Source organism: Microbacterium sp. RD1 (genome assembly GCF_052220165.1).
Classification (GTDB): domain Bacteria; phylum Actinomycetota; class Actinomycetes; order Actinomycetales; family Microbacteriaceae; genus Microbacterium.
This window is the reverse complement of sequence record NZ_JBQPOL010000002.1, coordinates 1,059,185-1,074,264: the sequence shown is the minus strand read 5'-3', so window position 1 is coordinate 1,074,264 and position 15,080 is coordinate 1,059,185. Positions and strand designations below refer to the sequence as shown.

8 protein-coding genes are annotated in these 15,080 nt (G+C 71.4%); 7 read left to right on the top strand and 1 reads right to left on the bottom strand.

Annotated elements, in window-relative coordinates:
• Positions 1-19: 19 nt before the first annotated feature.
• Positions 20-3,895: a DNA-directed RNA polymerase subunit beta' gene (gene rpoC / locus ACTU3I_RS13900; protein ID WP_442926281.1), complete on the top strand. Its 3,876-nt coding sequence runs from the start codon at positions 20-22 to the stop codon at positions 3,893-3,895.
• Between the two features lie 390 nt (positions 3,896-4,285).
• A complete protein-coding gene (locus ACTU3I_RS13895) occupies positions 4,286-4,897 on the top strand; it encodes a hypothetical protein (protein ID WP_442926280.1) in 612 nt (203 codons plus the stop codon).
• 46 nt (positions 4,898-4,943) lie between these two features.
• On the opposite strand, the gene ACTU3I_RS13890 is transcribed toward ACTU3I_RS13895, so the two are convergent.
• Positions 4,944-5,561, bottom strand: coding sequence for a hypothetical protein (locus ACTU3I_RS13890; RefSeq protein WP_442926279.1), 618 nt, complete (start codon positions 5,559-5,561; stop codon positions 4,944-4,946).
• A 127-nt stretch (positions 5,562-5,688) separates the two neighbouring features.
• On the opposite strand from ACTU3I_RS13890, the gene ACTU3I_RS13885 reads away from it, so the two are divergent.
• From ACTU3I_RS13885 to ACTU3I_RS13865, 5 genes are all read left to right on the top strand, one after another.
• Entirely contained in the window at positions 5,689-6,645 is a 957-nt protein-coding gene (locus ACTU3I_RS13885; RefSeq protein ID WP_442926278.1) for an ABC transporter, read from the top strand.
• A 40-nt stretch (positions 6,646-6,685) separates the two neighbouring features.
• Positions 6,686-7,138 carry a hypothetical protein gene (locus tag ACTU3I_RS13880; protein ID WP_442926277.1) on the top strand — a complete coding sequence of 151 codons (453 nt, stop codon included), beginning with the start codon at positions 6,686-6,688 and terminating at the stop codon, positions 7,136-7,138.
• 56 nt (positions 7,139-7,194) lie between these two features.
• Entirely contained in the window at positions 7,195-7,857 is a 663-nt protein-coding gene (locus ACTU3I_RS13875; RefSeq protein WP_442926410.1) for a spermidine/putrescine ABC transporter substrate-binding protein, read from the top strand.
• Positions 7,858-7,981: 124 nt separating this feature from the next.
• Positions 7,982-9,112 (top strand): serine/threonine-protein kinase, encoded by a 1,131-nt coding sequence (locus ACTU3I_RS13870; RefSeq protein ID WP_442926276.1) that lies wholly within the window; start codon positions 7,982-7,984, stop codon positions 9,110-9,112.
• On the top strand, positions 9,112-15,057 hold the full coding sequence (locus tag ACTU3I_RS13865) for an Ig-like domain-containing protein (RefSeq protein ID WP_442926275.1): 5,946 nt from the start codon (positions 9,112-9,114) through the stop codon (positions 15,055-15,057). The genes ACTU3I_RS13870 and ACTU3I_RS13865 overlap by 1 nt, the downstream gene beginning before the upstream one ends.
• The last annotated feature ends 23 nt before the right edge of the window (positions 15,058-15,080 follow it).

The following is a 15,080-nucleotide window of genomic DNA, read 5'->3' as shown; positions in this document are numbered from 1 at the left end:
CCAGGAGAACTGAGAAATAGTGCTCGAATCAACAACTTTCGACCAGCTCCGCATCGGTCTGGCCACCGCCGACGACATCCGTCGTTGGTCCTACGGCGAGGTCAAGAAGCCCGAGACGATCAACTACCGCACGCTGAAGCCCGAGAAGGACGGGCTCTTCGGCGAGCAGATCTTCGGCCCCTCACGGGACTGGGAGTGTGCGTGCGGCAAGTACAAGCGCGTCCGCTTCAAGGGCATCGTGTGCGAGCGCTGCGGCGTGGAGGTCACCAAGTCCTCCGTGCGTCGTGAGCGCATGGGCCACATCGAGCTCGCCGCCCCCGTCACCCACATCTGGTACTTCAAGGGCGTTCCCTCGCGCCTCGGGTACCTGCTGGACATGGCGCCGAAGGACCTCGAGAAGGTCATCTACTTCGCGGCGTACATGGTCATCTCGGTCGACGAGGAGGCGCGTCACCGCGACCTCCCGACGCAGGAGAACAACATCCGCCTCGAGCTGAAGACGCTCGGCGACCGCCGCGACTCCCGCATCGCCGCCCGCCTGGCCAAGCTGGAGGAGGAGCTCGCCGCCCTCGAGGCCGAAGGTGCCAAGGCCGACCAGAAGAAGAAGGTCAAGGACGCCGCCGAGAAGGACATGGCGCAGATCCGCAAGGGCGCCGACGAGCAGATCGCCAAGCTCGAGCGCGTGTGGGAGGACTTCCGCACGCTCGAGGTGGGCGCGCTCAAGCCCGAGGACGACGTGTTCCACGAGCTCCAGGACCGCTTCGGTCAGTACTTCGAGGCCCACATGGGTGCGGAGTCGATCAAGCGTCGCCTGGAGGCCTTCGACCTCGCCGCCGAGTCCGAGAGCCTGCACCTGCAGATCTCGGAGGGCAAGGGCCAGCGCAAGATCCGCGCGATCAAGCGCCTGAAGGTCGTCAACTCGTTCCTGCAGACCGGCATGAGCCCGGCCTCGATGGTGCTCGACGTCGTTCCGGTGATCCCGCCGGAGCTGCGCCCGATGGTGCAGCTGGACGGTGGCCGCTTCGCGACCAGCGACCTCAACGACCTGTACCGCCGCGTGATCAACCGCAACAACCGTCTCCGTCGCCTGATCGACCTCGGTGCCCCCGAGATCATCGTCAACAACGAGAAGCGGATGCTGCAGGAGGCCGTCGACGCGCTGTTCGACAACGGTCGCCGCGGTCGCCCCGTCACCGGTACCGGCAACCGCGCACTCAAGTCGCTGTCCGACATGCTCAAGGGCAAGCAGGGCCGGTTCCGTCAGAACCTGCTCGGCAAGCGCGTGGACTACTCGGGGCGTTCGGTGATCGTCGTGGGCCCGCAGCTCAAGCTGCACCAGTGCGGTCTGCCGAAGCAGATGGCGCTCGAGCTGTTCAAGCCGTTCGTCATCAAGCGCCTGATCGACCTGGGTCACTCGCAGAACATCAAGGCCGCCAAGCGCGCCGTCGAGCGTACGCGGCCCGAGGTGTGGGACGTGCTCGAGGAGATCATCCGCGAGCGCCCCGTGCTGCTCAACCGTGCACCGACGCTTCACCGCCTCGGCATCCAGGCGTTCGAGCCTCAGCTCGTGGAGGGCAAGGCCATCCAGCTGCACCCGCTCGTGTGCGCGGCGTTCAACGCCGACTTCGACGGTGACCAGATGGCCGTGCACCTGCCGCTGTCGGTCGAGGCGCAGGCCGAGGCCCGCATCCTCATGCTGGCGTCGAACAACATCCTGAAGCCCTCGGACGGCCGCCCGGTCACCCTGCCCTCGCAGGACATGATCATCGGCCTGCACCACCTGACCACCCTCAAGGAGGGTGCGCCCGGCGAGGGTCGCGTGTTCGGCTCGGTCGGCGAGGCGATCCTCGCCAAGGACGAGGGCACCCTCGACCTGCAGGCGAAGGTCCGCATCCGCGTTCCCGGCCTGACGTTCCTCGAGGGCCAGGCGCCCGAGGGGTACGAGCGTCACGGGCTCGTGGACACGTCGCTCGGCCAGGCGATCTTCAACGACACGCTCCCCAAGGGCTACCCGTTCGTGCGCGAGCAGGCCGACAAGGGCAAACTGTCGCAGATCGTCAACAAGCTCGCCGAGGAATACCCGAAGGTGGAGGTCGCCGCGACCCTCGACCGCATCAAGGACGCCGGCTTCTACTGGGCCACGCGTTCGGGTGTGACCGTGGCGCTCAGCGACATCCTGACCCCGCCGAACAAGGCCGAGATCGTCAGCGGCTACGAGAAGCAGGCCGCGAAGGTCCAGGCGCAGTACGAGAAGGGCCTCACCACCGACGCCGAGCGTCGTCAGGAGCTCATCAAGATCTGGACCGAGGCGACCGACGAGGTCCAGAAGGCGATGCGCGACAACTTCCCGGAGGACAACACCATCAACCGCATGGTGTCCTCGGGAGCGCGTGGTAACTGGCTGCAGATCCGGAACATCGCCGGTATGCGAGGCCTGGTGAACAACCCCAAGGGTGAGATCATCCCCCGCCCGATCATCTCCTCGTACCGCGAGGGTCTGTCGGTGGCGGAGTACTTCATCGCGACGCACGGTGCCCGTAAGGGTCTGGCCGACACGGCCCTCCGTACGGCGGACTCGGGATACCTGACCCGTCGACTCGTCGACGTCTCGCAGGATGTCATCATCCGCGAGGAGGACTGCGGCACGTCGAAGGGCCTCGAGCTCCCGATCGCCTCGGTGGGCCCGGACGGCACCCTCACCCGCGACCCGAACGTCGAGAACTCGGTGTTCGCCCGTACCCTCGCCGCCGACGTCGTCGACGCGCAGGGCACGGTGCTGGCCGCCGCCGGCGACGACGTGGGCGACGTCCTGATCGACAAGCTCGTGGCGGGCGGGATCGAGACCATCAAGGTCCGCTCCGTCCTCACGTGCGACTCGGCTGTCGGGGTGTGCGCGCAGTGCTACGGCCGCTCGCTGGCCACGGGTAAGACCGTGGACATCGGCGAGGCCGTCGGCATCATCGCCGCCCAGTCGATCGGTGAGCCCGGCACGCAGCTGACGATGCGTACCTTCCACACTGGTGGCTCGGCCTCGGCCGAGGACATCACGCAGGGTCTTCCCCGTGTGCAGGAGCTGTTCGAGGCGCGCACCCCCAAGGGTGCCTCGCCGATCGCCGAGGCCGACGGCCGCATCACGATCGACGAGACCGAGAAGGCCAAGAAGGTCATCCTCACGCCCGACAACGGCGACGAGCCGGTCGTGTACCCGGTCCTGAAGCGTGCGACGCTCCTGGTCGAGGACGGCCAGCACGTCACCGTCGGTCAGCCGCTCCTGGTCGGAACGCTCGACCCCAAGGAGGTCATGCGCGTCATGGGCGCCCGCGAGGTGCAGAAGTACCTCGTCAACGGTGTTCAGGGTGTGTACCGCTCCCAGGGTGTGCCGATCCACGACAAGCACATCGAGGTCATCGTGCGCCAGATGCTGCGGAAGGTCACCGTGGTCGACCACGCCGACACGACGCTGCTTCCGGGTGAGCTGGTGGACTTCAAGCGCTACCAGAGCATCAACCGCGAGGCCGTGGCCGAGGGCAAGCGCCCCGCGTCGGGCCGTCCCGAGCTGATGGGTATCACGAAGGCGTCGCTCGCGACGGAGTCGTGGCTGTCGGCGGCGTCGTTCCAGGAGACCACCCGCGTCCTGACGCAGGCGGCCATGGAGGGCAAGAGCGACCCGCTCGTCGGCCTCAAGGAGAACGTCATCATCGGAAAGCTCATCCCCGCCGGAACCGGGCTTGCGAAGTACCGCAATGTCACGGTCGAGGCGACGGAGGAGGCGAAGAGCGAGCGGTACCCCAACCGCATCTTCGCTTCGGATGGCGCGTACAGCGACGCCGACCTGAGCTACGTCGACTTCGACAGCTTCTCCACCGACGACTTCACGCCCGGCACGTATAACTGAGGCATGAATCCCTGAAGGCCCCCGGTTCCGAGCGGACCGGGGGCCTTCGGCGTTCGCGGGCGTGGCGTCCGGGGCTGTATGCGCGGGTCGGAGTGGCAGGTAGTGCCGCTTCAGGTCGGGCGATGAGGCACGAGCTGCCACGCGAATGCGGGGGTGGCGGGTTGTGCCGCTTCAGGTCGCGTGAGGAGGCACGAGCTGCCACGCGAATGCCGGGCGTGTGGTGCGGGCTGAGGCGGGTGGTACCGCGACCGGACATGCTGTGCGGCACGCGCTGACACTCGAGCGGGACAGACCGAGGGGAGTGACGGCGACTGTCTGCGCCGGCGTTCGCGGGCGTGGCATCCGGGGCCCCGGCCGCCGCCCGCTTACCGTGGCAGCGGAGGGGTGCTCATGGCTCGGGTGGCAGGGCGGAGCCTGTGGATCGCGTGGCCGATCGGGGTGATCTGCGGCGCGGTCGTCGTCGCGCTCGTGTGGCTCGCCGCTCCCGGCGTGCCGGGCGCGATCGAGTTCACCGGAAACCTGCTGCGAAGCTCCACCTCCGCTCCCGTGGCCGACGGCGAGGAGCAGCGCGGGGCTGCCGCGGAGCCGATCACGGATTGCCGCAGCCTGTATCCCGACCGCCTGTGGTCCGAGCTGGTGTGGACCCCTGACGTCCTGCTGACGCAGACGTTCGCCCCGCCGGCGACCACGACGGCCCTCGTCACCGCCCTGGCCCCGTCCGTCCGGCTGACGTGCGGCTGGCGGGCGGAGGGAGGCGCGCGGTCGATCAGCACGACGCTCGCCACGGTCCCCGCGGACAGCGGACCGATCGCGCAGGCCTCGCTGACGGCCGAAGGTTTCACCTGCGCGGCGGAGACGGATGCGGTGCACTGTGAGCGGACCCGGGGCGACGTGAGCGAGATCCACGATCTGCGCGGTGACCTGTGGGTCTCGAGCGTCCTCACCGGATGGGCGCCCGAGGGATACGGTCCGCAGGTGGCGTCGCGGGCGTTCCCCGGCTGAGCGATCCCCTCGCGAAGAGCGAGGGCCGGAGGTCGTGATGCGCGCGTCAGGACGAGGGGAAGACGTGCGCGACGATGCTGTTGGTGTAGCCGGTCGGCGCCAGGTTCGAGAACGACGTATCCACGAGCACGTCGTCGCGCCAGAACAGCGTGCGCCCGTCGGTCACCGGATACGTCGGGTTCGGCCACGTGCCCTCGCAGCGCGTGCCGCCGTCGGGGGTGTAGCAGGTGAACTGCCCGCCGGCGGCGAGCTCGTTGAGGAGGTCCAGCGCGGGGCCGCGGTTCATCCGCGAGATCTCGGTGCGCAGGAACGTCGTGTCCGCCCGCGGGTCGCGCCACAGGCATACCAGCGTGCCGTTCGGCTGCACCCCGGTGGCCTCGCCCGCACCCGGGTCGTTCAGCGGCACGTCGGCGAGCTGGGCGAGCACCGACTCGGCGAGGATCGCCTTGCAGTCGGTGGGGAGGGCGGCCGGCGTGGTGCTCGGCGAGGCGGAGGGCGACACGGTCGGGGACCCGCTGGAGGAGGGGGACGCAGATGCGGATGACGAGCGGTCGGGGGTCGGGGAAGACCCCGCTTCCGGGGCGCACGCCGCGAGGGGGACCAGCATCGGCGCGGCCGCGACGATCGCCGCCGCGAGGCGGGCTCGGGGGCGGCGGGCGGACATGCGCTCACCCTAACCCGCGCCGCTTCGGGGCGGAGTCCGACACACGACGGCGAGGCTTCCTCTCCCGGCCCCCGCGCCGCGTTACCCTCGCTGGGCGGGGACCGGCCCCGCGTGAGGAGTGCGGGCGATGACTGATCCCCAATCGTCGTACGGCGACCCTGTCGACGAGCCGAAGGAGACCGACCGCGATGCGGACGTCGTCGGCCGCGCCCACGAGGGACTCGCCGAGGCCGAGGCCGCCCGCAACGACGTGCCCGAAGAGGCCGTCGCCCGCGATCCCGAGGTCTCGGATGCCCCGGAGACTGTCGTCGTCGAGGAGACCGTCGTGAACGAGACAGTGGTCGTCGACGGCGACTCCGATGAAGACGCACGCTGGGCCGCCTATGCGGCATCCGCCGAGTCAGCCGCCCGTGCCGATGAGACCCCGACGGTGGTGGCAGCCCCCGTGGCGGCGCCGGCCGCCGTCACGCCGAGTGAGCCGGTCGTCGCGCCGGCCCCCACCGCGTACGGGGGCGCGCAGCCCATCTTCGTCCAGGCTCCCGAGGCGCCCCGCCCCCGCGGCAACCGCGGCGCGGCCGGCGCCATCGGCCTCCTGGCCGCCGCCGTCTTCGCCGTGCTGTACCTGGCCGCGACCCTCGGGTTCGGCCTGCTGTATCGCGACATCGCCGTCCCGGAGCTGCTCGAGGCGACGCTCGCGACGCTGACCACGTGGTCGCTGTGGGTGCCGGTCGTCGTGTTCTTCATAGGCTTCTGGCTGCTCGGCGCGATCATCAACCGCGGACGCTGGGGCCACTGGGTCGTCTGGGGCCTTCTCGTCGGGATCGCCGCGTGGCTCGGGCACCTGCTGGGGCAGCTCTTCCAGGCGCCGTTCTGGCTGCTCACCGCCCGCGAGGGCGCCGAGCTCGTGGAGGCGCAGGTGCTCGCGCCGCTGGCGATCGTGGCCTTCGTCCTCGGCCGGGAGCTCACGATCTGGTTCGGCGCCTGGGTCGCCGCGCGCGGTCGTCGGGTCACCGAGCTCAACGACGAGGCTCAGCGCGAGTACGAGCGCACGCTCGAGGCGGGTCCGCAGCTGCATCGCGCCTGAGCGCGACATGACCGGCGACGCGGGCGGGAACAGGGGGCCGGTGCCTCCCGGCCTCGCGCTCGCGTTCGCCGTGGTCGGGTTCCTCGCGCTCGCCATCGCGGCCCTCGGCGTGTCGAGTCTCGTCCTGGACTCCGACGTCATCGCCGTCCCCGGTCTCGGGCAGATCCCGGGGGTGGTCGGGATGCTGCTGGCCACTGCCGCCTTCACCGGTGCCCTGTGGGCGGGGCTGCGATCACCGCAGCCGTCGTTCTGGACGGCGCTCCTCACCGCTCTCGCCGCCTACCTCGGGGAGGTCGTCGGAGTGGTCGGAGGTGCGCTTCTGACCGGCGCCGATGCCGCTGCCGCCTGGGCTGCCGCAGGGTGGGTGGCGGTCGGATGGCCGGGGCTCATGATCGCCGGTGCGGCCCTCGTGGCCGGGTGGGGCGGGATCGCCCTGGTCCGCACGCGAGCGTCCCGCCCGCGCTGGCCATGGGAGCGCGACGACGAGGAATGAGCGTGTTTCCCGCGCAGGTGCTGGGGGGGCGCGGCGTGTCGCACTACCGTGGACGTGTGGAGCGGTCGCTCGAGACCCAGGTCAGCCAGGCGGTGGACGCCTGGCTGAAGTGGCTGCCCCGGTGGGAGCCCTCGACGCATCGGGGGCGCGTCGCCCCGTGCCGCCGCTGCTTCGGATCGCCGGTGCTGTCGGCAGCAGGTCTGGGCGCCGACGTGCCGCACGGTGTGCAGCACGGACTCTCTACCCGCGTGAAGACGATCGTCGACCACTCCGTCGCGGAGTACACCGCGCGGAACCTCCCGATGCTGCAGGCCGAGCTCGACCAGCAGGCCGCCCGCAACCGGGCACGCAGCTACCGCCCCGCGGAGGGCCTCGAGCCGGAGTTCGAGGGGCTTCCACTGGACCCCGACCCCGTGCCGGGGGCGCCGTTCCTCTTCACTGTCTCGGGGCTCGCCGCTCAGGAGGACGCCGACATCCCCGCCCTCCCGCCCCTCTCCGACGAGGCGAAGGCGGCGCTGCGGCAGGAGGTCGGGCTGGCGGATGACTACGCCAACATGATCGGCCGGGAGGTCTGCGCCATCCTGCTCCACCACCGCCTGCGCATCCAGGCGGCCGTGACGGAGTTCGTCGAACCGCAGATCACCGCCATGCTGGAAGAGCTCACGCGGTCGCTCGACGCGCCCTTCGATCCCAACGATCCGGGCCTGCCCACGCTCTGAGGCGTCTGCGCGGAGCGGTCCGGCGTCAAGCATCACGGCCCTCATCAGTCCATTTGTTAGCATGACCGGGCTCACATCGAGTCCGTCGCGTCGCGACGGAGGGGAATCGAACGGGGGGATGCGGGTGCCGACACGCCTGCCCGCCGCGCCTCCGATCCTTCCGGGTCTGGCCTACATCCGCCCGCTCGGCTCGGGCGGCTTCGCCGACGTCTTCCTCTACGAGCAGGACATGCCCCGCCGAAGCGTCGCCGTCAAGGTGCTGCCGAGCGACGTGCGCGACCCCGATCTCCTGCGGATGTTCAACGCCGAGGCCGACGTCCTGGCCCACCTCTCCGCGCATCCTTCGATCGTCACGGTCTACCAGGCGGGAATCTCCGCCGACGGTCGCCCCTACATCGTCATGGAGTACTGCCCGGGCTCCCTCGCCCAGCGGTACCGCGTGGAGCGCATCCCGGTTCCCGAGGTGCTGACGATCGGCGTGAAGATGGCCAGCGCGCTGGAATCCGCCCACCGCGCCGGCCTCGTCCACCGTGACGTCAAGCCCAGCAACATCCTCATCACGACCTTCGGGGCCCCGGTCCTCGCCGACTTCGGCATCTCGTCGTCCCTCGTGCGGTCCACCGCCGACGAGGTGCTCGCGATGAGCGTGCCCTGGAGCGCGCCGGAGGTCGTCGCCGAACAGACTGCGGGAACGATCTCGAGCGAGGTGTGGAGCCTCGGCGCGACGGTGTACTCCCTCCTGGCCGGGCACAGCCCCTTCGAGCGCCGGGAGCGGGGACAGAACACGCGCGAGCAGCTGCGCCGGCGGATCGCCCGGGCCAGCTACACCGACATCCCCCGCGGGGACGTGCCGGCGTCGCTGCAGGCGCTCCTTGCCCGCACGATGAGCCGTGACCCCCGGAGCCGCTTCGCCAGCGCACGCGAGGTCGGCGAGGCGCTGCGGGCGGTGCAGAGCGAACTCGGCCTCCCGACCACCCCGCTCGAGGTCGCGACCGACGAGTGGTCGCCGGCCGGCGCGGTGGACTTCTCCGACGCGTCGCTGCGGGGCCCCGCCCGCACCACCGTCGACCACGGCGGCCGCCGGAAGGTGCGGGCATCGACGGGAGTCGCGGGCCTCGCGCGCGACGAGGACACCGACATCTCCGGCTCCGACCGCCGCCGCCGCGCCGCGCTGCCCTGGGTCCTCGGCGGGGTCGCGCTGGCCGCCGCCGGTGCCGTCGCCGTCACGGCGCTCTTCCTGACGGGGGTGCTGTGATGCGCCGGCGCACGATCGCGGGCCTGACCGCGGGCGTCGCAGCCCTCGCCCTCCTCATCGGCGTCAGCGTCGTGTGGCCGGGGCTCGACGCGCAGGACACGCCCGAGGTCGACACGTCGGTGTGGGCGCTGCAGACCTCGGAGGGGCGCCGATACGCGCGGGTCAACACCGCGATCGGCGAGCTGGACACCGTCCGGAGCGTCAGCAACCCCAGCGCGGTCGCCCAGTCCCCGGCCGGCGCCTTCCTGTTCTCCGACAGCTACAGCAAGCTCACGCGCATCGACGAAGCGCTCCCCATCGATCTCGACGAGGAGACGCTGCGGGCATCCGATTCCACGCCGCCCGGCACGACCGACGTCGTCACGGCGGGCGACTTCGTCGCCTACCGCACCGACACCGCGGCGGTGTACGTCGGAAGGCTCTCGACCGGAGGCGCCGATCAGCTGTCGCCGTTCGCGAAAGAAGACGACGAGGACGCCCCGCAGTACACCGCCGAGGCGCTCGCCCTGAACGAGGAGGGGATGCTCTTCGCCTACTCCTCGGCCGACGGGTCGGTCCTGCGCTACGACGTCGGCGCGGGCGAGGTCGTCGGTCGCGACGCCGTCGCCGACGACGTCGCGAGCCCTGCGCTGACGGCCGCGGGGGAGACGTGGGCGCTCGTGGACCGCGAGGAGGGTCTCGTCCGGCTCCGCGGACGCGACGAGCCCGTCGCGATCGAGCTCACCGGCGACGCGACAGTCAGCGCTGCCGACGCCGATGCCGACGCGGTCTACGTGGCCGGGGAGTCGGGTCTCGTCCGCGTCACCGCCGAGGGAGACGCCGTCAGCGAGGTCGCTCGAAGCGCGCTCGGCGCGCCGGCCGTCCCGATCGTCCACGACGGGGAGGTGTTCGCCGCGTGGCTCGCCGCCGGCGACGTCGGCGGGGTGCTCTGGAGCTCGCGCAGCGGCGAGACCCCGCTGGACTACGGTGCCGCCGACCAGACACTCGGCGACGACCGCCGGCCCGTCTTCGTCGCGACCGCCGACACCGTCATCCTCAACGAGACCCGCAGCGGGTGGGTGTGGACCGTTCCGGAGGGGGAGCTCGTCCCCTCGAGTCAGGACTGGTCGCTCGACGACCGCACCGACCCCGCCGCGGTCCCCAGCGAGGAACAGCTCAGCGTCGTGCTCGACCCGAAGCCGCCGATCGCCGAGCCCGACGCGTTCGGCGTCCGCGCCGGCCGGCTGGCCACCCTCCCGGTGCTTCTGAACGACCACGATCCGAACGAAGACGTCCTCAGCGTCGACCCGACGTCGGTGACAGGCCTCGACCCCGGCTTCGGCACGGTGAGCGTGACGGACGACGCGCAGCGCCTCGCGGTGCGCATCGACCCCGCCGCATCCGGGAGCGCCACGTTCTCGTACGCGGTGACCGACGGCACCGCCGCGGACGGGCTCCGCTCCGAACCCACGACCGTCACCCTGACCGTGTCGGACGGCGACGGCGCGCCGCAGTGGTGCGGCGTCGAGAAGTGCCTGGTCCCGTGGCCCACTCCCGAGGTGGCGCGCGGCGGCACAGTGACCGTCCCGGTGCTGCCCGGATGGGTCGACCCCGACGGCGATCCGCTGCTGCTGCTGTCCGTGGAGAACCCCTCCGGAATCGGGACCGTGGCCTCGACGCCGTCGGGGGACGTCGTCTATCAGCACGCCGACGACGGCTCCGGCGGTGAACAGCTGATCGAGCTGCCGGTGACCGTGGCCGACACCGCGGGGCAGACCTCGGCGAGATCGCTCGTCGTGCGCGTGTCGCCGAACCCCGCGCTGACGGTGCAGTCCTTCGCGGTGGTCGACACGATCGACGCAGGTCTCACGATCGACGTCGCCCCCCACGTGACCGGCACCGCCGGGGCGCTGTCGCTGTCGTCGGTGCGGGTGCTCGACGACGCCGCCGCGAGCGCCACCGTGGTGGGCGACACCACCACGTTCGACTTCGCCGCGCGGGAGCCCGGCAGCTTCAACGTCGGCTTCACGGTGACCGACGGCATCTCGGAGGGGACGGGGACCGTCCGCGTGACGATGCTCGCGCCCGACGCCCCCGCTCAGCTTGCGACGTCCCCGGTCGTCGCGTTCGTGCGGCCGCAGGAGGATGCCACCCTCGACGTGTTCGCGGCCGTGTCGAACCCGACCCGCCGCGTGCTGCTCCTCAGCGACGTCGTCGCCACCGCGGACGAGGGGACCACGCTCTCGGTCGACGCCGTCGGCCAGAACAACCTGCGGGTCTCCGGCACCACCGCGACGGGCGCCGCGGGGCGCCTGGGCACCGTCTCGTATACCGTCAGCGACGGGACCGAAGACGCCGGCGCCCGTGTCGACGGCGAGGCGACCGTCTATCTCCTCCCGCCCGCGCCCGATCTCGCGCCCATCGCCGTGGACGACACCGTCACGGTGCGCGCCGGGGCGCAGATAGACGTCCCGGTGCTCGACAACGACATCTCGCCCGCGGGCGGGCGTCCGAGCCTGGACCCCTCCACGGTCACGTCGTCGTCGGCCGACGCGCTCGCGTTCGCCTCCGGGGACGTGCTGCGGTACCTCGCGCCGACCGAGCCCGGGGACTACGCCGTGGACTACGGCGTGTACACGACGGGGTCGCCGTCGCTCGTGGACACCGCGACAGTCCGCATCCGGGTGCTCGCCGACGAGGCCAACCGCGCGCCGCTCCCGGACACTCTGGAGGGGCGCGTCCTCAGCGGCGGCACCACCACGATCGAGTTCGACGGGTTCGGCATGGACCCCGACGGCGACGTCGTGACGCTCGACCGCATCCTGGAGCAGCCCGCCCGCGGGTCGGCGACCATCTCGGCCGACGGCGAGTCGATCGTCTACTCCGCGCTTCCCGGCGACCGCGGTCAGGTGTCGTTCCGCTATCGCGTCGTCGACGCCGCCGGCACGGCCGGCGAGGGCACGGCACGGGTGGGCATCCTCGACGCGCAGGCCAACCCCAGCCCCGTGACCTTCACCGACTACGTGCAGGTGCAGGCGGGGGAGAAGAACAGCATCCGCGTCAGCCCCCTCGCCAACGACATCGACCCGACGCAGGGTCGCCTCACGATCACCGGTGTGCGGCCCGATCTGCCCGAGACCTTCGTCGAGGACGGGAGCGCGAACCCCGAGTACGCCCGGCTCGACGACCAGATCCTCTCGGTGAGCGACACGGGGGTGGAGATCGCCGCCGGCACCCTACCCGGCACGATGTCCTTCCTCTACGACGTCGAATCGGACTCGGGCAACACCGGTCGCGGTCTCATCGTCGTCAAGGTCGTGCGCGAGAACGTCCCCGACTACCCGATCGTGGCCGACACGGTGCTCACGGCGGAGAATCGCGACGAGTTCTCGGACGGCGTCGACGTGCTCTCGGGCAAGGCCACGTGGTCCCGCGGGGATGTCGACGATCTCGAACTGGGCCTGTGGGGGGATCCGGACGGCGTGACCGCCCAGGGTCGTACGCTCCGCGGCGAGCTCCCCGCGACCACGCGCATCATCCCGTTCGCGGTGACCGGCACCCTGGGCGAGGAGGAGGTCACCACCTACGCCTTCCTCCGCGTCCCCGGCGAGGACGACATGTCGCTGGCGCTTCGCGCGGGCACGTCCCCGCGCGAGGTGCCCGAACTCGAGTCGGTCTCGTTCGACATGACGGACCTCGTCGCGATGCGGCGCGGCTCCCAGATCGAGATCGGAGAGGGCGTGAAGCCCTCGGGGGCGCGACCGGAAGCCGCGTGCGCCGTCGAGTCGGGGACGACGCTGCGCTACGACGCCGGCGCGGGTGCGCCGTGGACCGACGCATGTCAGGTGCCCGTCCGGCTGGCCGGCACCGAGGAGTGGACCACCCTGTCCGTCCCGATCGCGGTGATCGCGCGCGACCCGCAGCCGGAGCTGCGGCCCGGCTCGCTCACGGTGGGCCCGGGGGAGACCGCGACGTTCGACCTGCGCAACATGACGACGTGGCAGCTCGCTCGCGAGGACTGGGGAGCCATCCAGTACAGCGTCGAGTACGCCGGCCCCGCGTTCGAGGTGACCCAGTCGGGCTCGACGGTCACCGTGGTGGGGGCCGACCGAGCGATCCCCGGCAGCGAATCGGCCGCCGTGATCGGCGTGACCAGTCATCCGTCGGTCGCCCCCGCGCGGCTCCTCCTGCGCGTGGGAGCGGCGCCCTCGACGCTCCCGCAGGGCGGATCGGTCACCCAGCAGTGCTCCCAGGCCTCGGGCGGCGGATGCACCATCCCCGTGATCGGCGCCGGCGGCGAGGTCAATCCCCTCCCGCGCACCCCCCTCGAGCTCGTCGACGTCCGGCCCACCGGCGCGTGCGTCGGCGTGAGCTTCCGCGTCGCCTCGGCGACGACCGTGGCGGCGTCCTGGACGCCGGATGCGCCGGGCGCGACCTGCACGGCCTCCTTCACGGTGCGCGACGCGCAGGGCCGCACCACCGCATCCGAGCGCGACGGCCGGATCCTGCTGGATCTGCAGGGCTACCCCAAGGCGCCCGCCGCGATCCGCCAGACCGCCTACGCGGACGGCGCGGTGACGCTGCGCGTCGACGCCGGCGAGTCGCGGCTCGCCTACCCCGGACTGAGCGGCTTCGTCGTCCGGTGGAACGGCACCGAGGTCGCGCGCTGCGGCGTCGACGGGACGTGCCCGGTGATCCCGGCACCGAACGGTGAGCAACGCGAGTACGAGGCGTGGGCGGTCAATGCCGTCGGCGAGTCACGGGGAAGTGTCCGCACCACCGCGTGGGCGTACGACACTCCCGCGACCCCGACGTCGGTGACCTTCGTGCCGACGGGCGACGGCACCGTCCGGCTCTCGATCGCGGGCATCGACTCGGCCGACACCGGGTACCTGCAGATCGCGAGCGCGACGGGCGAGACGACCGATGTCGACGTCGCGCGGGGGGCGGACTCGACGGAGGTGCGGAACTACCGCGTCGGCACCAACGCCGCCACGACGGTGACCGTCACGCCATTCTCCCGCTACTCCCTCCCGCCGGGTCTGGGCGGGCGCCCCTCGGGCGACGCGGCAGTCGTCCAGGCCAACGGCGTCGGTGCACCGCTGAACCCGACCCTGTCCCTGCAGTCGACGCCCGGCGCCGACGGCACGTCGACGATCGTCGCCAGCGCGACCGCGCAGCCCAACGGGACGAACTCCGAGCTGCGGTTCGCGATCGTGCAGGAGGGGCAGCGGTGCGCTCCGCGCGTCGGTGGAGACCGCGAGACCTTCACCGGTTTCGCGGACGGGGAGACCTACCGCTTCACCGTCTGCGTCGAGTCCTGGTACGGGGACCAGTCGTTCGGGCAGGTGACGGCTGCGGGCGAGGTGCGTGCCGAGCAGCGCAGGAACGCTCCGAGCGGATACACCTTCCAGGTCGGGGCCGCCCCGCAGGTGAACGAGTCGAATCGCACGGCCCGGTGGATGATCGACCGGATCAACGAGGGCAGTCCTGCCCCCCGCAACAACGAGGTGCGCTACGAGAACTGGGGCCCCGGGACCTCGGTCTTCGATCAGGATCCGCAGATCCGGGTGTTCTTCCAGCACCGCTTGTGGGGGAGCGAGTCCGACCGCGGGGCGGTGACGCCCGCCCCGGGCGGCGCGCCGTACCAGGTGCAGGCCCGCTGGTCGCTGCAGTCGTGCCAGGGCGGCGGAACACTGGAGGTCGACCGGTCCTCGAGCAACGGCGACGCCAACATCTCGTTCGATTTCGCCAACGTGGTCTACCGTGACGCGAACGGGGACGTCCTCCCCACGAATGCGGAAGCCCCTCGCCAGGTGCCTGCCGAGGCAGCCTCGGTGTCCGGCATCCGCGTCACCGTGGACTGGAGCGCGAAAGGCTGGGGACTGAACAACGCCACCGCCACCTTCGGCGGCGACTGCACACCCGCTGCCGACCCCGACCCGGCCCCCGAAGCCGCCGGCTGACATCCCCGACCCGCACTGAACCG